We start from the raw sequence: 21,188 nt of genomic DNA on the forward strand, positions 1-21,188 counted from the left end.
AGACATTCTTATTTTCGACCTCATCATGTGGCTGAGGTTCACTGCAAAATAAAAAATCTGCTCAGGATGGTATCAGGTTGAATCCCTGCAGTGTCAATGTGACCCCGAGAAGAGCCAGAGATATATAGCAAAACCTGTAAATAAATAGCTGAGATAACCTGTGCAAAAGCCAATAGCCCAGCAGGACTCCTATGGGAGTAAGAGGTAAAAGAACAAGGGAGGTACTCAGATTCTCGGTGTTCAGCTGGCCAACAGTTGCGTAGGCACAGACCTTTGCCACGTTCATGGAGCCGAAAATCCAGGCTTGTGTGCCCATCAAAATTCGGCTTTCCAGCTTCATGGGGAGTATATAAATGCTGAACGGAGGTCCACCGGCATGGATTCCGTAGCTGGCAACACCCGTGAGGCTGCCCCAGAAAAAGCCTTTTCCAGAGCTGACCTGAGACTGTGAGCGAGCTGTTTGCAACAACTGCGATACACAGAAACCAATAGAGACTATGCCGATAAAAAGCCTTAAAGCATCTGGGGATAAGTATTGGAAACCAAAGGCTGCAATAACAACGCCGAAAAGGCAGCCTGGTAACAGAGATTTAAAAACAGCGAGATCCATCTCTCCCCGAAATTTCCATAGAGAGAGCAGATCCATCACCAGAAGCAATGGCAGAAGAATAGCTGCTGCCTGGATAGGATCTATTACCAGAGCCATTAAAGGCACGGATAAACAGCCAAGAATATTGCCCAACCCTCCCTTGGCCATGCCATTGATGACGACAGCAGGTATCGCAAGGCAGTAAAAAATCGGGTCCACCGGGATAGGTATATTCATTTGTCTGAGAGAGTCCACCAGTCAATGCTCGCAGGGAGTCTACACTGCACTGAAAATAACGGTGGATAACAGCATGGCTACTTACAGGCGCGATAGGAGAGCAGAGGCAAACAGGTCTCTAAGTCATTGCTTGATAGGGTTGTGGATAATTTTATCCTGCGGGTATATCAGTGCTGCTTTTGCCGAATCTGATACTTCAGGTTACAGCAGTGCCATCCAGGTTGAGGTCTTGAAACAGTCCGGGCTAACAATAAATGGCGGATTGATTGAATACCCTGAACCCGGCCAGCCAGAGATAACCACACGGAAGGTCACTCTCCCTCCCGGTGCAAAGACCGGCTGGCACTATCACCCAGTTCCGATTGTAGGCTACATACTGGAAGGGGAGCTGGAGCTGCAACTGGCTGATGGGTTGACCAAAACCCTTAAAACGGGAGAGGTGATCTATGAAGCCATTAATGCCGTGCATCAGGGAGTAAACAACAGCAGTAAAGATGTGGTTATTCTGGCCTTTTACCTTGGCATTGAGGGTGAGCCAACCACAATCAAGGTTCCAAGCTCCAAATAATAATCCGACTGGCACATTCTCAATCACCTCTTACTTTATAAGCACCAAAAATGATGACCTTCAAAAAGGTGCAGCGGTGATAGCAAAAAGAATATTCGGCCTACCCATACTGCTGTTTCTGGCATGCGTGGGGGTCATACTTTTATCCCATTACTACAACCAGTTACCCACAGGGATTCCCGGGGCACTGGCCCTTTGCTTTGTGATTGGTGGAATCTTTGGCTGGATTGGTGATCGGCTCCCGATCTGGGATAAGTATATAGGAGGGGGAACCGTACTGGTTTTTATTGGTTCTGCGGCTCTTGTGTATATGGGCTGGCTGACTGATAGAGAAACTGCACAGATCACCCATTTTATTCAGCAATATCAGTATCTCGATTTTTTTATATCGGTGCTGATTGTCGGCAATATTCTCGCTGTCAAAAAAGCCATGCTGATCCGCTCTCTCATTGGTTATGTTCCAGTCATTCTGCTGGCTATTGGTGGAGCCATGCTTTTCGGGCTGGCTGTTGGGCTTTTAATTGGCCTTCCGCTGAATGAAATTATCTGTATCTATGTGCTGCCGGTAATGTGTGGGGGCAATGGAGCGGGCGTTATTCCACTCTCTGAAATCTATGAATCAATTACCGGCTTGCCCAGAGATTCTTATTACTCAAAAGCGTTTTCCATTCTGACTATCGCTAACATTATCAGTATCCTGGCGGCTTCAACACTCAACTGGCTGGGGAAAAAGTACCCGTCGATTACCGGAGAGGGCAGGCTGGTTCGACAGGAACAAGGTCTGCAGGAGGAAGACTCCAGTACCACGAAAAGTGTCAGCAAGAGTGATTTGGCCGGAGGGCTGCTTCTGGCGATGATTCTGTATGTGCTTGCAGAGCTGATGGCCAAGGTCATTCTACCAGGCTGGGGAAATGTACAAATTCACCGTTATGCCTGGCTGGTTGTTTTGGTGGCTCTGGTGAATATCTCTGGGCTTATTCCGGAATCACTGAAGCAGGGTGCAAAATCAGTTTCAGACTTTCTTGGCGGGGAGCTGCTTTGGATTCTGATGGTAGGGATTGGAGTGGTATATACAGACCTTGAGACTTTGTTCGCAGCCGTCACACCAACGTCCGTGTTCTTATCCGCCATGATTGTACTGGGCGCCATAATTGGCGCAGGATTTGGCGGACGGCTGTTCGGATTTTATGAAGTTGAATCGGCTATATCTGCCGGCTTGTGTATGGCCAATCGGGGCGGCACGGGTGATCTTGAAGTGCTGGCAGCCTCGAACCGGATGCAGCTACTGTCCTATGCCCAGATATCATCGCGGTTGGGAGGTGGGATTGTATTGATACTGGGCGCAGTGATGTTCGGGATATTTGCCTGAGTTCTATGTCTTATACACCTCTGGTGGCTTCATTGTATTGGGTCGGGTAGAGTGCTGGCTGCTTAACCTGAATCTGGAATTCCCATGGCACTTAAGGCCACTATTTTTAAAGCCGAGCTGCAGATCGCAGATATGGATCGCGGCTACTACAAGACTCATGCGGTAACGACGGCCCGCCATCCTTCCGAAAATAATGAACGTATGATGGTGCGTCTGCTGGCATTTGCCCTGAATGCATCCGATGACCTTCAGTTTACCCGTGGCCTCAGCACCGATGATGAACCGGATATCTGGGAAAAAGATCTTGTGGGCTCTGTGCAGACCTGGATTGAAGTTGGTCTGCCTGATGAGCGTCGTATCCGTAAGGGCTGCAACCAGTCTGAGAAAATGGTGATTTACGCTTACGGTGATCGTTCAGCACCTGTCTGGAAAGAGCAGAACAAGGCTGTGCTAAAACGGTTTGATTATCTGCAGGTGATTTTCCTCCCGGAAGCTGAAGTTGAAGCCATGGCTGATATGGTTGAGCGCACCATGGATCTGCAATTTACAGTGCAGGATGAAGTCATCATGCTGAGTAGTTCTGCGGGTACGGTGGATATCCATCCTCAAATCTGGAAGTAAAAAACTGAACAAACGTTGTAGTCGAAAAATGCTTATTGTAGGTGTTGCTACTGTTTTGTTCTTTTGAATGTTCGGCTGATTGTGCTTTTGCTTCGGTTGCCGTTATGTTTTTATAATTGTTACCTCATAAAAACACGACAAACAGTAATCATAAGGATAAAAAGAAGAGTTCTCTCTGTGATAGCTTTGCGCGTTTGGTGTGACTGAACAGTTACACACAAGCTAAAGAACGAAGATAGATAGAACAGGGCTGATATTTCCTTTTCTATTCATCGCGCAGATTTCACAGAGAGTGACCAGAGAAGAATCTTCACGGGATTTTATTTCTCTGTGGAAGAGTTTTCCCTTCTGATTTCGTATATGCAAAAACACGACATGAAGAACTACCACATCTACGGTATGGGCGCGGCATTGGTTGATACCGAGATCGAGGTAGATGATGCCTTCCTTCTCGCCAATGGTGTAGATAAGGGTCTGATGACACTGGTTGATGTGGATCGCCGCAACCAGCTGATGGACTCTCTGAAAGGGCATCTGGTTCATGCCCGCCGTGCCAGTGGTGGCTCCGGTGCCAACACTATTATTGCTGCCCGTTACTTTGGCAGTGATGTTTTCTATTCATGTCGTGTTGCTAATGATGAGTATGGTGATTTCTATCTTCAGGATATGAGCCATGCTGGCGTTGATACCTGTGATCAGGATGAAAACAACGAAGGGATCACTGGCAAGTGTCTGGTTATGGTCACTCCAGACGCCGAACGTTCCATGAACACCTACCTTGGTATCAGCGAAACACTCTCTGCCCGAGAGCTGGATGTCGAAGCTATCAAAGCTTCCGAGTACCTTTATATTGAAGGTTATCTGGTGTCTTCTGATGTCAGCCGTGCGGCAACGATCAAAGCGAAAAAGATCGCGGAAGAGAATGGCGTAAAAACCAGTCTTAGCCTATCTGACCCCGGTATCGTGACTTTCTTCCGTGAAGGCATGGAAGAGATGATTGGCGAAGGCGTTGATCTGTTGTTCTGTAATGAAGATGAAGCAATGGCCTGGGCCATGACGGATGATATCGATATTGCGATCTCCGCTCTGCGTTCCATCGCCAAAACCTTTGTTATTACCCGTGGCGCCAGAGGTGCACTGGTCTTTGATGGCACCCAGGAACTGCATATCCCGGCTAAAAAAGTAAAAGCTGTTGATAGCAATGGTGCAGGCGATATGTTTGCCGGTGCCTTCCTGCATGGCCTGACCGCAGGTTATGGTTTCCAGAAAGCAGGTGAACTGGCGTGTGCAGCAGCGGCAGAAGTGGTTTCAGGCTATGGCCCGCGATTAGCAGCAGAAAAGCACAAGGTGATTTTGCAACAGGTTATTTGCCCGGAATAAGGGCTGGTAATCTTTTTAATATTCGAGGGAGCTATAAGAGGCTTCTTTGAGAGAGGGTGGATCTATGGGTCTGATTTCCTTACCAGACCCTAGGATCCCAATCCATTGATAAGATCATCCTGATCTTCGTCATTCCGTGACTGGAACAACACATCCTGTGTTGTTGACTTCCCTAAGTTTGCAGGGGTCTTCCTGACCTTCCCTTTGCCGCATCCAGCAGCGATCCTGCAGGCGTAGAATACGATTTATGTTCAGTTGTCAGTAAGTCGTAAACGTCACTTATATGTGTGGGAAATCTCTCACAATAGCTAATGTGGTTATGGTGACTTACTAAAAAAATGACGGCGGTTGTGTATCTGTTTTGCTGTTATTACTGATTTAAGTATTTTAGGCTGTGGGCTTATTTGGTACGAGTGTTTTGAAAAAAGATAATGTTCTTTTTTGTGATAAGTATTTTGGGGTTTAGCTAACAAGTTATTATAAATTTTACTGATAAAAGCAAACTTCATCAGTTAAAAGCAAACTGAAAATCTTAAGGAAAAAATTGTAATTGAGACTATTTTATCCCCATTGGGAATATTGGAGGGGTAAACGTATGTGCTTTAAGAGTCTCTTTAAAAGGAAAAGAAAACAAAGCAATTTTGGGAACTTAGCACTCTTTTGTATAACGGCACTCTTGTTTTGGAATGAGGCAATTGCGCATGGTGGTAAAGGGCAAGGTCTTGCCCCTCAGCCTGGTTCCGTTGCTGCCATGATGAAGCCTGTTATCAATAATAGTGGGTTACCTGACCTTGGTCATGTACCAAGAAAGAGGCTTGCTGCCGAAAAGAAAGCTACTAATCGAGAGGGGCTGGAGGAATCACCACTTCAGCCAGAGGTAAAGCCACCAATAGTACTCCCTGTAACACCGGTTGGTGATCCTGACCGATTTGAAGAGCTAGTCAGTAATATAGAAACAGACGGTGTTCTTCCAATGGGTGAGTATATGTTGGAAGAAATGACGAAAGCCGCAAAGCAATCTTCCCCTGCAAGCTATGCAAGTTGTAAATATGGGGTTTGCAGGATGAATACTACTCCAAAGCATTGCTTAAAGAGAATGGTTAAGCCTTTCGGTAGAGATAGTTTTTTTAGAAAATTCAATGCTATCCCTGATACTGTATGGGTGTTAAATCCAGACATTGTTAAGGCCATCTTTTCTGATGGTTTTGGTGTCGATACAAAAAAGCTGGATACATTTTATGCCTTTCGCGTGTTGATGGGGGAATATGCACTCTTTTCAAGTGATATGACAGAAGCCCATAAAGAGAGAAGAAAGCAGTTCAAAGCTAATCTTGGTGGGGATACTGCTATGAGGAGCTATGTGACAGCAGCACTTATGGAACATGCAGATCGGTTTGTTGGTGAGTGGACTGATTTACCTAGCTCACAAACAGATGATATAACAAATATCGTTGTGGATTATTTAAGCCCCGGTCTTATACATTCAATATTTGGCGTTGATATAAGCCAACATAAAGAAAAACAAAAAGAAATTGTCAGTCACTTAAGTGGTATCATTCCTCTCTTTGCACTTATTAATAATGACCCTAAATTTTATTTGAGTTACATGTATCCAACACCCATGATGAATCCAATGGGTTATTTGAAGAAAAATTATCCTCTTTTGTTCGAGAAACAACAGCTGATAATGAAAGATCTGGAGTGGTTGATTGGTGAAGCATTTAAACTAGATCCCAGTGAACAGGGATTGCTTTTCAAAAATGTTGTTAAAAAATCCCGCGAAGCTGGTCGTGATCATTTAAATGCTGATGATCTTTATGATCTTATCAATCCAATGATTGCAGGAGGAGATACTGGTGCAGGTCTGCTCACACTTGCGTTAACCGAATTTGCCAGAAGCCCTGAACTTCAGGATGAAATTCTTGAAGAGTTTAGGATTGCGGGGGGGGCGAGTATTAAAGATCAAGATATAGCTGCATCAAAATTACATAAACTGTTTGAATTTATTGAAGAGGTTCTAACACGTTATACGCCGGCACCGATTATTGCCAGAAGAATGGCTGATGATAAAGATCTCATCCTTGTTGATCAGGATACAGGGGAAAGAGTGAAGATTGAATTTAAACGTAATGATCTTGTGTCATTTCCCATATCTTTCCTTAATCCTCATGCTTATAGCCCGAATCCATTTATTTCCCCTGAAGAAAAAACAGCAAGTCATGATGATAGGAAAAAATGTATGGTTACGTTTGCCAATGGAAGTAGTCACCAGTGTGTCGGTGAACATTTAGGTAAACAATTGATGGCTGTGCTTTTAGTTTCTAGCTTTAAAAACAATGTGAAGCCTGGCCTGGTTCAGCCATTTAAAGGTTACAGTGAAGGATGGGCTGGTGTTATTAAAGTCAATGCTAGAGTGCCGCTAAAACTTTACCCTTTAGATGAAGAGCTTGGTGACTTGGCAGCTTATGCAGAAGTTGTGCATGAAGACAAAGATGGGCTGGCGCAAGGAATGGAAAGAATGAAAGTGAAATTGCCTGGTATCAATGAGGCTTCGGAACTTAGGCTGCGTCAACCACAGACAGTTCATTAATTTGGATGTTGTATCTGTTGAGAGAGGTAATTAATTCCCTCTCTCAAAGAAATCTCCACAACGCTTCAAAAACAACTTGCTGTGCCCGGGCAATATCCGGTGACTCAATTACCGTAGCCACCGGATAGTTTTCCGAAGCCATGGATATCATGGCAACCTTTGGCGGGTAGATGGCGATATAGCTGGCATCGACCTGCCCATCGGTTTTCAGCCATTTCCGTTCTGAGTATTCGGCATCCTCTCCCCCTTCACCCAAAGCGATAACCCGTACATTGATCTTTTGTTTAATACGTTGTGCGGTGTAATTGGGGAAAGGTCTGTATAGGTGGTGTCGTATGCTTTTCGTTGAGAAAACACTGTAGGTCTTTTCTTCCAGCTTGCCCACAGTTGCCAGAATATCTTTGAGCACAAATTCAATACCGTCATCCCCTTCATAAAAACGGACGTTGCCGGAAGAAAATTCAGGTTTTAGATGATGGAGACCGGGAATAATCTCGGTCTTTAAAGAGTCTATTGTCTGTTCCAGCGAAGCTCTTTTTTCCTCGGCAAGTTCAAGCAGCTTATCCGGCTCTTCTGCACGAAAAAAACGACGTTTGCCTTTGGGGGCATAACTGATCAGCCCTCGGGCAGCCATCTGCTTGAGAGCCTCATAGGTTGTTCCCCGATTTATTCCCGTGTGGCTGGCAATATCACGGATGGAAGATGGGCCAAGCTGGAACAGTGCCAGATAGAGTGTTATGTCACGCTCGGACATGCCAAGTTGTTGCAGCACCTGAAGGTTCATGGGAGGAAAGGCCGATGGTTGTGGGGAATCTGATTGTGGCTGGTTTGTTTTATTTGTCAAAAAATTTATGACAATTACTATTGTGCTGAGTAAAAAACTCTATAGAGTCAGCCTACTCTGATTATTTTGTCATTACTAAAATGACAGAGATAACAGAGTTTTGATGTGTGGTTCGGTATCGGGTGTTTTCCATTGCCACGACGCAGGCCTTCAGACATAAGCTGAATGCTCCTGTACACCAATGGAAAGCTTCTGGTAGCGAGCCTTTTTTTATTTTGTTTTGGGCGCCGTTCAGGCGAGTAATCAACATGAACATTCACGTTATCGTTCTTGCTGCCGGTCAGGGCAGCCGAATGAAGTCTTCTCTTCCCAAGGTTCTGCACCCGATAGCGGGTCGCTCCATGCTGGAGCATGTCCTGGGTGCTTCTGAGCTGGTTCTGGGCGAAGGTAAGCAGGCACACGTTGTTATCGGTCATGGTGCCGATAAGGTGCGTGAGCGGATGGCCCACACTAATGTGAACTGGGTTGAGCAGACTGAGCAGCTGGGCACTGGCCATGCCGTGATGCAGGCCGCTCCAGCCTGTGAAGGCGCGGATGTTGTGTTGGTTCTGTACGGTGATGTCCCCCTGATTCGCTCCAGCACTTTGAAGTCTCTGGTTTCTGCCTGTGATGGCAAGAACCTGGCGCTGCTGACCGTTGAACTTGCCAACCCGAGTGGTTATGGCCGTATTGTTCGCGACGGGCAAGGCGCGATTCAGGCCATTGTTGAAGACAAAGATGCCACACCAGAACAAAAAGCCATTACCGAAACAAACACCGGCATTATGGCAATCCCGGGCTCTCGTCTGCAGGAATGGTTGAATAACCTGAATAACGACAATGCTCAGGGTGAGTTCTACCTGACCGACATCGTAGCTATGGCGGTGGAAGAAGGTACCGCGGTAGTGAATGCCCGTCCTGGCAGTGAAATGGAAGTGCAGGGCGTTAACAACCGCGCCCAGCAGGCTCAGCTGGAACGTCTCTTGCAGCAACGTAATGCCGAGCAGCTGATGAACGACGGTGTAACTCTGTTGGATCCGGCACGTCTGGACATCCGTGGTCAGCTGACCTGCGGTCATGATGTGGTGATCGATATTAACTGTGTCTTTGAAGGCGAAGTTTCACTGGGTGACGGCGTAGAGATTGGCCCTAACTGCCATATCAAGAACACCGTGATCAAAGCTGGCACTGTGATCAAAGCGAACTCTGTGCTGGAAGATGCGGTTGTTGGTGAAGGCTGTGATATCGGCCCGTTTGCACGACTGCGCCCTGGTACGCGTCTTGAGAACAAGGCCAAGATCGGCAACTTCGTAGAAACCAAGAAGGCTCATATCGGCCTCGGCAGCAAGGTTAACCACCTCAGCTACATTGGTGATGCGGAAGTTGGCGAAGGCGTCAACATCGGCGCAGGAACAATCACCTGCAACTATGATGGTGCCAACAAGTTCAAAACCGCGATTGCAGATGGTGCCTTTATCGGCTCCAACTCAGCGCTGGTAGCACCGGTCAGCATCGGCAAGGATGCAGTCATTGGTGCAGGTTCAACTGTGACCAGTGATGTGCCTGATGAAAACCTCGGCGTAGCCCGCGGTCGTCAGCGCAACATCCCAGGCTGGAAAAAGCCTGTTAAAAAATCCTGAGCGGTCAGAAACAGAATTTAGGGTAGAAAATTATGTGTGGAATTGTTGGTGCAGTAGCACAAAGGGATGTGGCTCCTATTCTGATTGAAGGCCTGAAGCGTCTGGAATACCGCGGTTATGATTCCGCGGGTCTGGCCGTGATCGACAAAGAAGGTGTAATGGGCCGTCTGCGTCGTATGGGTAAGGTTCGTGAGCTGGAAGATGCTCTGCAAGTTGAACCTGTTCAGGGTGGCACCGGTATTGCTCACACTCGCTGGGCTACCCATGGTGAGCCTTCCGAACGTAATGCTCACCCCCATGTATCCGGTGATATTGCTGTGGTTCACAACGGCATCATCGAAAATCACGAAGTGCTACGCGAGCAGCTGAAAGGTCTGGGCTATGTGTTTGTGTCTGATACCGACACAGAGGTTATTGCTCACCTGATTCACCACGAGCGCAAGAGTGCCGCTTCTTTGCTGGAAGCGCTGCAGAAGACTGTTGCTCAGCTGGAAGGTGCCTACGGTACTGTCATCGTTGACCGTCGCGAGCCGGATCATCTGGTTGTTGCCCGCTCCGGCAGCCCATTGGTTGTAGGCCATGGCATCGGCGAGAACTATGTCGCTTCTGACCAACTGGCACTGCTGCCAGTGACTCATCGTTTCCAGTATCTGGAAGAGGGCGATGTTGCAGAAGTCACCCGCGAATCTGTGGATATCTACGACCTGCACGGCAACCCGGTTGAGCGTGAATTGCTGGATAGCGATCTGGACCACGAAGCGACTGAAAAAGGTCCTTACCGCCACTTTATGCTCAAGGAAATCTTCGAGCAGCCGGATGCTATCAACAGCACTCTGGAAGGCCGTCTTACTGACAACCATGTTGCCATTGAATCTTTCGGCCACAACGCCCGCGAGATTTTCAGCAAGGTTAAGGCTATTCAGCTGATTGCCTGTGGCACCAGCTACAACGCCGGTATGGTTGCCCGTAACTGGTTTGAAGATATGGGCATCCCATGTCGTGTAGAGATTGCGTCCGAGTTCCGTTACCGCAAAGCGTTTGTACCGGAAAACTGCCTGTTGGTGACCATCTCCCAGTCTGGCGAAACCGCTGACACTCTGGCAGCTCTGCGTCTGGCTAAAGAGCAGGGCTTTATGAGCAGCCTGACTGTATGCAACGTTCCTGGTTCTTCCATGGTGCGTGAATCCGATATGGCGTTTATGACCCGTGCCGGTGCAGAGATAGGTGTAGCTTCCACCAAGGCTTTCACTACTCAGCTGACCGCTCTGGCTATGCTGGTAACTGCGATTGCTCGCTGCAATAACAAGATGACAGAGAAGGAAGAAACCCAGATCGTTTCTGAGCTGCGTTCTCTGCCACACCTGATCAAAGATGTGCTGCAGCAGAAGGATGCCATCACTGAGTTGGCGGAAGACTTCTCTGACAAGCATCACAGCCTGTTCCTGGGCCGCGGTACTATGTACCCGATTGCTATGGAAGGTGCTCTGAAGCTGAAGGAAATCTCCTACATTCACGCGGAAGCCTATGCTGCCGGTGAGCTGAAGCACGGTCCTCTGGCTCTGATCGATAGCGAAATGCCGGTTGTCGTTGTTGCTCCTAACAACGAACTGCTGGAGAAGCTGAAGTCCAATATGGAAGAAGTCCGTGCCCGTGGTGGTCAGCTGTATGTGTTTGCTGATCCACGCGCCCGTCTGTCTGCCGGCGAAGGTGTGAAGGTGATCAACCTAGCGGAAGTCAGCGATATGATGGCACCAATTGTTTACACCGTTCCGCTGCAGCTGCTGTCGTACGACGTTGCTCTGATTAAAGGCACCGACGTAGACCAGCCTCGCAATCTGGCTAAGAGTGTGACCGTGGAATAATTCCACGATCTTGCTTAAAAATAATGTCCATAAGAGACTGGTCTTTGAGCCAGTCTTTGGACTTGCATGATCTGTTTTAGTAGTTATTCCTGCATTTTTTAATGCAGGATGATGCAATCAAAGTAGTGCTTCCCTTCAAACAGGTTTGGGCTTTGGCTTTAGTGAATCAATAATTGCTTAGGGCATCATATCTTTAGATGTTTCGGTCTCGGTGGTTTCTGAGCTTTGGCACCAAGGCTCTATACCAGACCGGGACAATTCAAGAGACCAGTCATAACTATTTTTTTCTGGATTGAAGTTATGAATTATCCAGTTTTTATGAGTGCCTTCCTGGAACCTTCTACCCAGCTCAATAGCAAGCGTTGATTGTACCGAAAGGAATAAATGAATCCTCTTGCAGCCAGACAAGGCTGACATTTGATCAATCAACTTACTTACTTCACCGCTTAAGCGGGCAAGGTTTTCCTGATTCTTGATCAGGTTTCTGCCGTGATCAGTGTTAGGAGACAGAATGGTGGTGTGGCCTTGCAGTATTACCGGTAGCTGCTCTGCAGTAATGCGGGTGGTAAATCCAATGGCCAGACCAATGTCACCATGTTCGCTAACCTGAGTGACTGGATTAGTTTCCGAGAACGAAACATCTTCGTCAGAATCATTTAGTAACGACCAGCGGCCATCTTTGTAGAAGCGATCAAAGTACACCACCTCACTGGAAATATTGCGAAGAAAAGCGCCATAGGCAACCAGAAAAGGGATTCTGGCCAAACCACCTATGTATAAACGCTGGCCTTTATCATGAAGGATGAAACGCTTAAAAATGTCTGTTTCCAGTTCTGCGTTGTATCGTCTGACTTGTTGGCCAATGTCTTCCTTATACCCCTGTGGCATACCAAGAGTAACTGCTTCGCGAAAGAACTCTTTTTCTGTAGGATCGAGTATCTCATCAGGAAAATCATTAGATGTGCCTTGCAATGAAGAGATGAAAACCTTAGCTGTATGCCGTGTTTTCATATTCCACTCGGAATAAATCAACAGTGCACCAACAACGGCCAAGCCAATACTAACAAACACTGAGTAGAGAGAAGCCTGCTGAGCCGTCAGTTCCAGTGAATCAATAAAGTAGCCACTGGGGAAGTTGACCTTAAAGATACCAAGAGAAAAAGTAGTACCGGCCAGAGCTAGTGTACAGAGTTTTGCTCCCCATAAAGTTCGGGGATATGAGGTTCGTCTGAATCTGAGGAAGGTTAAGAACATCCATTTTATTATGGTCCACCTCATGCGTTGCTACAGGCCTCTGGGTTGGTCGGCTTTAACTCAATTATTTTGTCGTCCATGACGGTATAAACCGCTATCTTCAAACGCCCGACAACTATGAAAAAAAGTTGCCTCTCATGGTTTTCTTTATTGTGTGTTTGCCAGTCAGTGATGTCCGGCATTGATGGTTCAGGGAAATCCTGTGGGTGGGTGTGCCATGTTCCCAGGTAACCCAGCATATGATCAGAGCCTTTAAAGGCAGCATCGACTTCCTGCTGATGAGCCTGTGCATCCAGCTTGAAATGTGCTCTATGCCTGGTATCAGTTTCTTTTGGTGTTGTCAGTTGATGAATACAGGTTTCACCACTGCTTTTATTAAAGCCGATCAGCAACCCTGCTGCTTCTGTCATATTAGGGGATATCTGTCTGTAGGAAGACAGCTGTCTCTCAATGGAAGATGGTATTCGTATTCGCATGGAGCCATGCTGATATTCATTACCATCAATCGAATTACATGTATCACACAGAGGATGAAGCAAAGGATGTTTTTCAAGAGAGGCCTGGAAATTATTGGAGCGGGGCGTAAATTTAAGACCTTCACGCACTGCGTCTGCCCCATCACCTTTCCAGCTGACTTTGGTGGAAGATGTCACCTGCTTGTTTAAGAATCGAATGCCCAGATCTGCAGCCATAACAGCAGTTTGTGTAGAGCTGACAGCCCCGTAAGGGATGAACATTTCTCCACAACCAGCATGGTTTTTAACAATGTCTTGATCCTCTGTCAGAAAATTGAGATTCGATGCTAGGCCACGGGCTCCTGTTTCTGGCTCAACATAAGCACAGCGAAGACAACCCGATTTATTGGGTACACTCAGTACTGCGTGCCCACCAACTCCATATCCCTCTAGCCAGGTGTAAATTGCTGGTGTCTTTATTCCAGATTCAGATATGTACTCGTGAAATAGCCTTTCATGGGTTGGATTACCCACAGCAACAATTATCAGGTCATAGAGCGATAACAGTTCCTTTTTTCTAAGGGACAGCAAGGAATAAAGCTGACCCGTTGCCTTGACCCATGGGTATTTTTTCATGAGCTGCTTAGCTACAGATGTTGACTTGAACTGGTAGATTGAAGACTGATCAAGGGTATGGCGGTAAGTGTTGGAAGGTGTGAATATATCAGTATCAGATATGTCTATTTCACCAACTCCTGCAGCTCCCAGCTTATGTGCTAATTCACTACCCACTGATCCACACCCAACCAGCAGAACATGTTTATCCGCCAGGGTACTTTCTGCTCCACTCCGTGGCATCAGTCGTTCTCTGTTATAAGAATCGACATGAAATAGGGATGCTTTCCACCCTGACATCTTTTCAAATGTATTGGGAAAAGGTTTTTTCTCATCTCTGAAAAGTCGAATGCCAAACCAGCTCTTACCCGACGGTGTAGGTAGGTTCAGTACCAGCCAAAACTCTTTGACCCTCGGGCCCCAAAGCTCTGTCTTGATTATCTTTTTTGTACTTTCACTAACTCTGGCGAGGGCGTCAGCTAGCCATAGTTTCAACTCTGATTCTGTCTGAGGAAAGCTTGTATCAACTTCTTCCAGAGGAATAACAAAACAGAGGCAGTTGGCTCGCGGTGTTCTTTTTTCTTTACCGAAATATTCCGCTATTGCTGCACTCTCACCATTGCTTGGCAAGGCGACGAAAGATGCGGGAATGGAAAATTTAGATCTGCGAGAAAATGGTGAATATAACTCTAATTTCTGACAATCGTCGCCATTTGAAGAGCAAAATAGGTATTTGCTACCAGAATCATACAAATACTCTGCGCTCTTTTGCCAGTTGGTCAGGAACTCACGCTTCAGCTCCATCTGGTTAAAATCCGGGTTCTCAAGCTGAGACTTCAGCAGCTTGATGTGACGACGAATTGATTCTTCAAAGGCCAACTCTGGTCGTTCAAAATTAACAGAAACTGAGTCCAGATGATTGACACAGATGTACCCATATTCATCATAAAAACTGGAGGGTAATACATGTGCCAATGAGCCATAGGCTTTGTAGTTTTTCAGATAAAACTGTGGCAACTGAAACAGCTCATCTGTGCAGATATGAATGATTGATACCAGCTTTTCTGCCGCTTCAAAAGTCACAGACAGTGCATCCTTGTCGTTGACCAGCGCAGGTTCTACATAAAACTCACTGCTTAAAAAATGCTGAAAAATCGTTTCGTAATTGAGAGTCACATCAGGCTCCTTGAGAGGTCCCTGATGCACCTGCGGATGCAAATAAAGCAGCTCCAGCAACAAGTGACGCGGCTTTCTTTTTCTCATCAGCTTCTGGAATGGCGAAATCATCACCAAAAATCATGTTCAGAATACTGCATTGCTTTATTTCGCAACTTTGATCGATAGCTTTCTGGAGTTCAGCCTGAAGTTTGGTCAGTTTGTTTTTAAGCTGCTCTCCCAAGTTTAGGTCGCTGCCTGGTTCTGATTCACCACCAGACACTTTGTGTTGGAAAATATCTCGATGAGGCTTTTTAGGTAGCTCAGTGAATACTCGATAATTTTCGCTGAATAGAGGGGCTCGAATGTAGCTATCATCTAGAATGCCATCGACAGCCTCCTTCAGAGCAACTAAGTCATCCTTTATCTCACTAGAGAACCATCCGGGCTTGTACTGCTCCTTCAGCATAACTGTGAGGCCAATTGAGAACAGCTTTTTTCCAGTTTCTTCGTTGAAGTTAAAGTCTCTCCAACGCTTCATGTACCGGACTAAGCGTTTGTATTGTTTGCCTTTCTCAAGTGGTCCAGCACCATACCGTTCTACATCTCTAATCCAGCCTATGAGCCCTCTAGGATCAGAAGGAGACCACTCCTTATTATTCTGGTCTGAGCCAGCTTTACCGACAGCAAGGTGGTAAGCATTATTGCCAAAGATGTCCTCGCCCTTTTTGTAAACGGTATAATCGATATGCAAATCGATACTCTGGTAGTCAGCGGTGATGCAGGGCTTTTTTATCTTTGGGTTTTTGAAGTTCCGGTCTTCAAGCACTTTTAATACAACTTGCTTTGGCTCTACAGGGTCTTCAGGAGCCTTACTGGCATCAATGACAAGTGCACGATCAATGTCGTAGTCACTTTTAAGGCTGCTGATCGCTGTATCGACAGCAAAGGAGCCTTGTAAGAAAGTTTCGATGACTGGGTAGCCCGCTTCCTTGAATGCTGTTTTTATCTCATCAAGGATACTCTCATCCTTGGCCTTTGCTTTTTTATACCCAGATGATCGTCTGCTGAGGTAAATATTTTCATCGAACTGGTTAAAGTGTTTTTGTATTGCCATGTTCCCTTAGCCTCACTGTCAGCCCTCTCATCATTAATTGGGACGCTTAGGGGGGATTTCAATATTAATTTTTAAAAGATAAAAAAGTGTCGTTTTGTGTGTTGCCAAGCTCTTTCCCCTATGCGTATTAAGTTTCCTGATATAAAACACAAATATTAAACGACCAATTTATTCTAGTGCGGGTAGACTCTGCAGAAGCTGTTAGATACTCGACCACTATTCCACCTAATTGCTCTCCAACAAAAACGCCCGTCATGAATAACCATGACAGGCGTTTTTGTTGGAGAGCCTATTAAGCCTTAGGCGATTTCTTCCGGGCCTATCCACTGAAAATGTTGGTTGGCTTTTCTGCCTAACAGTCCCTTTTCCTGAAACTCATCGAAGATCATATTCACTTCATTCAGGTGCAGGCGGAAGCGTCTTGAGACCGCTTTCTTGCTGCAGGTTAACTCACCGGAAGCCAAAGCTCTGGCTATCTCCTGATGAAGGCTTGGTTTCTCTGGTTCCGATGGTTCCTGAATTTCAGGCTCTTCATCCTTCAGAGGTAAAGCTGCTGTGTAAGTGGTGATATCTTCAGGTATCGCATCAATGGTGACAGTTCGGCTGTCGCGCCAAAAGTTGCGAAAGCGCAGCTCTTCTCCAATCACACCAACAAAGAAGGCCGCGAAGAAGTCCAGCAAAATAGACAGGAAGACGACTAATCCTAACTGTGCCTCATCGGTTTTGATTCCCAACATTTTTGCCAGGGAATCTATCAAGCCAACAATAGATCCCTGAGCAACCGGTGGCAGACTGTCACGCTCTGCTGCGAGCCGCATTTGTTCTTCCCGCAGACGCTTGTTGTCGGCTTGAATACGGGTGACACCATTGGCGATGTATTCCATCTCAATGTATTTTTCAGCCGCCAGATTATTTAAGGCAATCTGGTCGTCAATAGCCTTTATTTGACGGTTAAAAGCGTTGATTTTTGCCTGTTCAATTGCAATCTGTTCGTGGGTGGCATTGGTTGCACTGTTGATGCCGCCAATGCTGCCGCCGATAGAAATCACTGCCAGCACCAGATAAAAAATCAGGGATGCGAAAGCTCCTGAGTAATTACTGTGAGCCCGTCGTTCACCGAATTCATACCAGGCATAAAACTTTCCGGCTTCAAAGATGACAGCCAGCGAGCCGAACAGCCACTTCATGGTCAGGTTGTCATCGATGGAGAGAAACAACAGCAGAGAGAAAATTGTGGATGCCAGAATAGAGGCACCGGCCAGGGCATAAACGGTGACCATGGCGAAGGAACCTTTCGGGTATCTTCTTCCGATGGTGTCTTGATAAAGCATAAAGGACTAAAGACTCGGGCAGGTTCATCCTGAACCAGGATGGGGGCAAAATAAAAAGGTGCGCAGGATACTCGAAAGATGTCTTCCAACATATAAGGGATGTGGCTTGACCTTCCCCTTGTGGGAAGGTTTATCTTCTAGGAAATAGAAATGAATAACCGACAGGGAACAGAAACTATGACAGCAAAGACCCGTCTGGCCGGCTTGATGATGACGCTCTCTTTTTCCAGTGCGACTCTTGCTCAGGATCTTCCTGTGGTGGAGGTCTTTAAATCAGCCAGCTGTGGTTGCTGTGGTAAGTGGGTTGATCATCTGAAAGAGAATGGTTTTGAGGTAGTCGCTAAAAATGTGGATAACGTAAATATCTACAAGCAGCAGGCCAAATTGCCTTACGGATTAGGTTCCTGTCATACCGCATTTGTTAATGGATACGCATTGGAAGGCCATGTTCCAGCCAGCGATGTTCTTAAACTGTTAGCGGAAAAGCCAGCTATCAAAGGTCTGACAGTACCGGGCATGCCGATTGGTTCTCCGGGCATGGAGATGGGTGACCGTAAAGATGCCTTCCAAACACTCGCTTATACCGAGCAAGGCAAAGTGACTGTATTTACCTCTCACTGAAAATAAAAAAGGCCATGCTGAACCAGCATGGCCTCTCCCTCATAAAACCGTAAGTACTATTCCAACTCTATAGAATTCTCCTTGGATTATTTGCTCAGTCTTTCCATAAACGCTTTGGTATCAGTAGACAGTGCAATCACAACACCACCCACCAGAGACCAGAATGGCGCGGTAATACCCAGGAAGCTCACACCGCTCAGGGCGATGATGAATGCGAAGAACGCAGCAATCTGGAAAGCTTTACCTGCCTGGAATGCAGCCTGCATGGAAGACAGCAGAACGTTCACCATGGCCAGACCGGCAATGGTCATGATCAGTGGAACCGGAACCAGCTTCAGGAAGTTGATGGCGTAAGAAGAGAACCAACCGAAAGTCAGACAAATCACACCACAAACGAAAGCTGCTACATAACGCTTGTCTTTCTCTGGGCCAGCAGTGTCAGATGCGGAGATCGCAGTCATAGGGCCAGCGATGTTGGCGTTAGGACCACAGAACAGAGACGTCACCATACCGCCGATGCCGGACATAATGGTCATCTTGCGTACAGGTGGCTCATAACCTTCACCCATCAGTACACCTGTGGCCTGGGCGTTTTCTGCACCGATAACCAGGATAGCGATAGGGATGGAGATAGCGATGATGGCACCCAGATCGAACTCAGGCATAACCACGGTCAGACCTTTGTAGGTGGCATCGAAGGCATCCAGAGAGCTGTGTCCCAATGCAAACGACAGCAACAGACCAACACCGAAGGCAGGAATGATCGGGGAAATCTTCTTGGTCATGCGGCCAGCAACAAAGTAACTCGCTACAGTCAGGCCAGCGATCAGAGGCAGGTTGGCTACGCCGGTGATAATACCGGTACCGAAACGCATCAGAGCACCAGCGATCATCGCCATGATAATCGGTTCTGGAATGAACTTGATGATGCGGGTGATCAGACCGGACACGCCCAGAAGCAGCACCAGAATACCTGCAATGAAGTAGGCGCCTACAGCCTGTTCAATCGGGAACAGCTTCAGGGTTTCGGCCATCATAACGCCGACCGGGATAGACCATGCGCCGGCGATCGGCTGCTTGGTGGTGTAAGCCAGATAGACACCCAGAATACCTCCGAAGAACCATACAGCAGTCAGCCAGCTGGAGATATAGGCTTCCGGCAAACCTGCTTCGGTACCGGAGTTAATGATGATGAAGGATGTTGCGACACATCCGAAAATTGCAGCAAGGATACCGGCAGAGATGTTCTCTGCGGTGAAGTCATCCCAGAGCCGTCTTTTGGCCATGGTCATGCTGAGTGTATTCACAGAACTACCCGAATTAATAACAGCTGCCGGACAGATGACAAGCAAACAGTGATAACGCTATCGGCTTGTCATGTATCTATCCGGATGAGAGGAAAGATTGCTATCCGTCAGATCAGAAACGGCTGCCAGCCTGAACCATTTGCTCACGGACTTCTTCACCACGGATCTCGCGGAAACCACGCTCATCACGCAGGGAGATCACTGCAGCCTGTGCTGCCGCATGGCCATACTCGAAGGTCTGTGCGGTTACCCGTGCAGAAGCCAGAGCTTCGTGCTCGGCAGACAGACAACGACCGGCAACAATAATGTTTTCGCCTTCAGCAGGAACCAGTGCGTTGTAAGGTACCTCGTACCAGTCGTCTAGCAGCCAGTGCAGTTTTGGCTTGGTGCCGGAGTGCAGCTCGATCGGCCAAGGAGTGCGTACGATACCGTCCGGACGCTTGCGGCAGTTCACCACATCATCGTTCATCAGCTTTTCCACACCTTCAATGGAGCGGGTCTGACGGATGCCGACTTCAACACCGGTATCAACCACAAAACTGTCTTCACACCCTGGTACGAACTCTTTCAGGAAACGGGCGTATTCACGCATCTGCTTACGGCCGAAGATTTCTGCTTCAGAGAAGTCCACAGGATCGATAACGTTCAGAACACGACCATCCTGACCTGCCAGACGGGTAGCATTAACCATCAGTTCGTTTGGACGGGTGGTTGGGAAGATCCAGATCTTGTGACGTGGCAGTTCATATTCACCGCTGGCGTTCAGTTCAAGAATCTTTTCGGTCATCTTGGCTGGACAGATGGTGTCTTCGCCGAAGTATTCTAGGTAAGCGTCCATGTCCACATTGCCCAGACGGAAGAACATGGTCGGGTTCTGGATAACACCGTTATCACCAAAGAAGTATTCGCCACCGGCGCGGGCAACAACGGCTGCGTCACCGCTGGCATCAATGATGCGCTTGGCCAGAATGATGGACTGACCGGCATTGGATTCAACGATCACGCCCTGGTAAGTTTCACCGTCCATAATTACGCCGGTTACCGCTGTGTGGTAGAGCACCTCTACACCGGCTTCCATCATCAGTTCATCAGCCACTTCACGCCATACCAGAGGGTCGTGAGTCACGGTGTAGGTCTTGCCGTAGATTTGTGGCTCGGTTACGCCGCCACGCTTTTCCAGACGGCTGCGAAACTCTTCAGTAAAACCAAATACAACCTGTTCAGGCTGTTTATCTTCCTTGTCGGAAGCCATATACATGCCACAGATAGTACCGGACATACCGGCAACCGCTGCGCCACCACAGAAACCATATTTCTCAATCAGAGCAGTAGACAGGCCGTTGCGACCACACATAGTCGCAGCTGCTACACCGGCAGAGCCTCCGCCAACAACCAGAACGTCGACTTCCCGAAGAACAGGCAGTTCGGGAAGGGAGCGAAAACAATTCTCAATTTTCCAGTCTTTCATCAGGCGTACCTCTACTGCTCGCCAACTGATATATCAGATATGTATCAATGGTATTCTATTTGTTCTTCAGGTCGCTGATCTGGATCAAAAGTGCCTTGATAGAGTCGTTTAGTGCGCTAAGTGTTTTCACCTACATACGGAGCTTCCCTTGATAGGCTTAACTTGCCACCAAACTGATATATGAGT

Annotated in this window: 16 protein-coding genes; 8 read left to right on the forward strand and 8 right to left on the reverse strand. The window is 47.2% G+C overall.

Annotated elements, in window-relative coordinates; all coding sequences use genetic code 11:
* Positions 1-61: 61 nt before the first annotated feature.
* A complete protein-coding gene (locus EHSB41UT_RS11175; protein WP_087109751.1) occupies positions 62-826 on the reverse strand; it encodes a sulfite exporter TauE/SafE family protein in 765 nt (254 codons plus the stop codon).
* Positions 827-1,055: 229 nt separating this feature from the next.
* Between EHSB41UT_RS11175 and EHSB41UT_RS11180 the strand changes: the two genes are divergently transcribed.
* The 5 genes from EHSB41UT_RS11180 to EHSB41UT_RS11200 all read left to right on the forward strand — a co-directional run bounded on the left by EHSB41UT_RS11180 (position 1,056) and on the right by EHSB41UT_RS11200 (position 7,354).
* On the forward strand, positions 1,056-1,394 hold the full coding sequence (locus EHSB41UT_RS11180) for a cupin domain-containing protein (protein WP_165767225.1): 339 nt from the start codon (positions 1,056-1,058) through the stop codon (positions 1,392-1,394).
* Entirely contained in the window at positions 1,321-2,763 is a 1,443-nt protein-coding gene (locus EHSB41UT_RS11185; RefSeq protein WP_087109754.1) for a 2-hydroxycarboxylate transporter family protein, read from the forward strand. Before EHSB41UT_RS11180 ends, EHSB41UT_RS11185 begins: the two co-directional genes overlap by 74 nt.
* 84 nt (positions 2,764-2,847) lie before the next feature.
* Positions 2,848-3,384, forward strand: coding sequence for a YaeQ family protein (locus tag EHSB41UT_RS11190; RefSeq protein WP_087109755.1), 537 nt, complete (start codon positions 2,848-2,850; stop codon positions 3,382-3,384).
* 360 nt (positions 3,385-3,744) lie between these two features.
* On the forward strand, positions 3,745-4,764 hold the full coding sequence (locus EHSB41UT_RS11195) for an adenosine kinase (protein ID WP_242667284.1): 1,020 nt from the start codon (positions 3,745-3,747) through the stop codon (positions 4,762-4,764).
* Positions 4,765-5,359: 595 nt separating this feature from the next.
* The gene (locus tag EHSB41UT_RS11200; RefSeq protein WP_087109758.1) at positions 5,360-7,354 is read left to right on the forward strand and encodes a cytochrome P450; all 1,995 of its coding nucleotides are present in this window, start codon (positions 5,360-5,362) and stop codon (positions 7,352-7,354) included.
* A gap of 43 nt (positions 7,355-7,397) precedes the next feature.
* On the opposite strand, the gene EHSB41UT_RS11205 is transcribed toward EHSB41UT_RS11200, so the two are convergent.
* Positions 7,398-8,138, reverse strand: a complete 741-nt coding sequence (locus EHSB41UT_RS11205; protein ID WP_087109760.1) for a TrmB family transcriptional regulator — start codon at positions 8,136-8,138, stop codon at positions 7,398-7,400.
* Between the two features lie 308 nt (positions 8,139-8,446).
* On the opposite strand from EHSB41UT_RS11205, the gene glmU reads away from it, so the two are divergent.
* Together glmU and glmS are read left to right on the forward strand one after the other, a co-directional pair.
* A complete protein-coding gene (gene glmU / locus EHSB41UT_RS11210) occupies positions 8,447-9,817 on the forward strand; it encodes a bifunctional UDP-N-acetylglucosamine diphosphorylase/glucosamine-1-phosphate N-acetyltransferase GlmU (RefSeq protein WP_087109762.1) in 1,371 nt (456 codons plus the stop codon).
* Positions 9,818-9,849: 32 nt separating this feature from the next.
* Positions 9,850-11,679 (forward strand): glutamine--fructose-6-phosphate transaminase (isomerizing), encoded by a 1,830-nt coding sequence (gene glmS, locus EHSB41UT_RS11215; protein WP_087109764.1) that lies wholly within the window; start codon positions 9,850-9,852, stop codon positions 11,677-11,679.
* Between the two features lie 177 nt (positions 11,680-11,856).
* Here glmS and EHSB41UT_RS11220 read toward each other — a convergent pair whose 3' ends face one another.
* From EHSB41UT_RS11220 to EHSB41UT_RS11235, 4 genes are all read right to left on the reverse strand, one after another.
* On the reverse strand, positions 11,857-12,933 hold the full coding sequence (locus EHSB41UT_RS11220; protein ID WP_087109766.1) for an SAVED domain-containing protein: 1,077 nt from the start codon (positions 12,931-12,933) through the stop codon (positions 11,857-11,859).
* A gap of 20 nt (positions 12,934-12,953) precedes the next feature.
* Positions 12,954-15,266, reverse strand: coding sequence for a ThiF family adenylyltransferase (locus tag EHSB41UT_RS11225; protein ID WP_165767226.1), 2,313 nt, complete (start codon positions 15,264-15,266; stop codon positions 12,954-12,956).
* Positions 15,181-16,275, reverse strand: a complete 1,095-nt coding sequence (locus EHSB41UT_RS11230; protein WP_087109769.1) for a nucleotidyltransferase domain-containing protein — start codon at positions 16,273-16,275, stop codon at positions 15,181-15,183. The genes EHSB41UT_RS11225 and EHSB41UT_RS11230 overlap by 86 nt, the downstream gene beginning before the upstream one ends.
* Positions 16,276-16,574: 299 nt before the next feature.
* Positions 16,575-17,606: a Preprotein translocase subunit SecY gene (locus tag EHSB41UT_RS11235; protein WP_087109771.1), complete on the reverse strand. Its 1,032-nt coding sequence runs from the start codon at positions 17,604-17,606 to the stop codon at positions 16,575-16,577.
* Between the two features lie 177 nt (positions 17,607-17,783).
* Here EHSB41UT_RS11235 and EHSB41UT_RS11240 point away from each other — a divergent pair, with 177 nt between their 5' ends.
* Positions 17,784-18,227 carry a DUF411 domain-containing protein gene (locus EHSB41UT_RS11240; protein ID WP_087109773.1) on the forward strand — a complete coding sequence of 148 codons (444 nt, stop codon included), beginning with the start codon at positions 17,784-17,786 and terminating at the stop codon, positions 18,225-18,227.
* An 86-nt stretch (positions 18,228-18,313) separates the two neighbouring features.
* Here the strand turns inward: EHSB41UT_RS11240 and EHSB41UT_RS11245 are convergent, their stop codons facing one another.
* Positions 18,314-19,534 (reverse strand): benzoate/H(+) symporter BenE family transporter, encoded by a 1,221-nt coding sequence (locus EHSB41UT_RS11245; RefSeq protein ID WP_133060478.1) that lies wholly within the window; start codon positions 19,532-19,534, stop codon positions 18,314-18,316.
* Positions 19,535-19,646: 112 nt separating this feature from the next.
* Positions 19,647-21,002, reverse strand: coding sequence for an FAD-dependent oxidoreductase (locus EHSB41UT_RS11250; protein ID WP_087109778.1), 1,356 nt, complete (start codon positions 21,000-21,002; stop codon positions 19,647-19,649).
* Positions 21,003-21,188 lie beyond the last annotated feature (186 nt).

Source organism: Parendozoicomonas haliclonae (genome assembly GCF_900174585.1).
GTDB lineage: Bacteria > Pseudomonadota > Gammaproteobacteria > Pseudomonadales > Endozoicomonadaceae > Sansalvadorimonas > Sansalvadorimonas haliclonae.

Coding starts and splice junctions, on each gene's coding strand:
- glmU (WP_087109762.1), top strand. CDS start 8,447: ATGAACATTCACGTTATCGTTCTTGCTGCCGGTCAGGGCAGCCGAATG.
- EHSB41UT_RS11175 (WP_087109751.1), bottom strand. CDS start 826: ATGAATATACCTATCCCGGTGGACCCGATTTTTTACTGCCTTGCGATA.
- EHSB41UT_RS11225 (WP_165767226.1), bottom strand. CDS start 15,266: ATGAGAAAAAGAAAGCCGCGTCACTTGTTGCTGGAGCTGCTTTATTTG.
- glmS (WP_087109764.1), top strand. CDS start 9,850: ATGTGTGGAATTGTTGGTGCAGTAGCACAAAGGGATGTGGCTCCTATT.
- EHSB41UT_RS11195 (WP_242667284.1), top strand. CDS start 3,745: ATGCAAAAACACGACATGAAGAACTACCACATCTACGGTATGGGCGCG.
- EHSB41UT_RS11185 (WP_087109754.1), top strand. CDS start 1,321: ATGTGGTTATTCTGGCCTTTTACCTTGGCATTGAGGGTGAGCCAACCA.
- EHSB41UT_RS11235 (WP_087109771.1), bottom strand. CDS start 17,606: ATGCTTTATCAAGACACCATCGGAAGAAGATACCCGAAAGGTTCCTTC.
- EHSB41UT_RS11220 (WP_087109766.1), bottom strand. CDS start 12,933: ATGTTCTTAACCTTCCTCAGATTCAGACGAACCTCATATCCCCGAACT.
- EHSB41UT_RS11200 (WP_087109758.1), top strand. CDS start 5,360: ATGTGCTTTAAGAGTCTCTTTAAAAGGAAAAGAAAACAAAGCAATTTT.
- EHSB41UT_RS11250 (WP_087109778.1), bottom strand. CDS start 21,002: ATGAAAGACTGGAAAATTGAGAATTGTTTTCGCTCCCTTCCCGAACTG.
- EHSB41UT_RS11240 (WP_087109773.1), top strand. CDS start 17,784: ATGACAGCAAAGACCCGTCTGGCCGGCTTGATGATGACGCTCTCTTTT.
- EHSB41UT_RS11230 (WP_087109769.1), bottom strand. CDS start 16,275: ATGGCAATACAAAAACACTTTAACCAGTTCGATGAAAATATTTACCTC.
- EHSB41UT_RS11190 (WP_087109755.1), top strand. CDS start 2,848: ATGGCACTTAAGGCCACTATTTTTAAAGCCGAGCTGCAGATCGCAGAT.
- EHSB41UT_RS11205 (WP_087109760.1), bottom strand. CDS start 8,138: ATGAACCTTCAGGTGCTGCAACAACTTGGCATGTCCGAGCGTGACATA.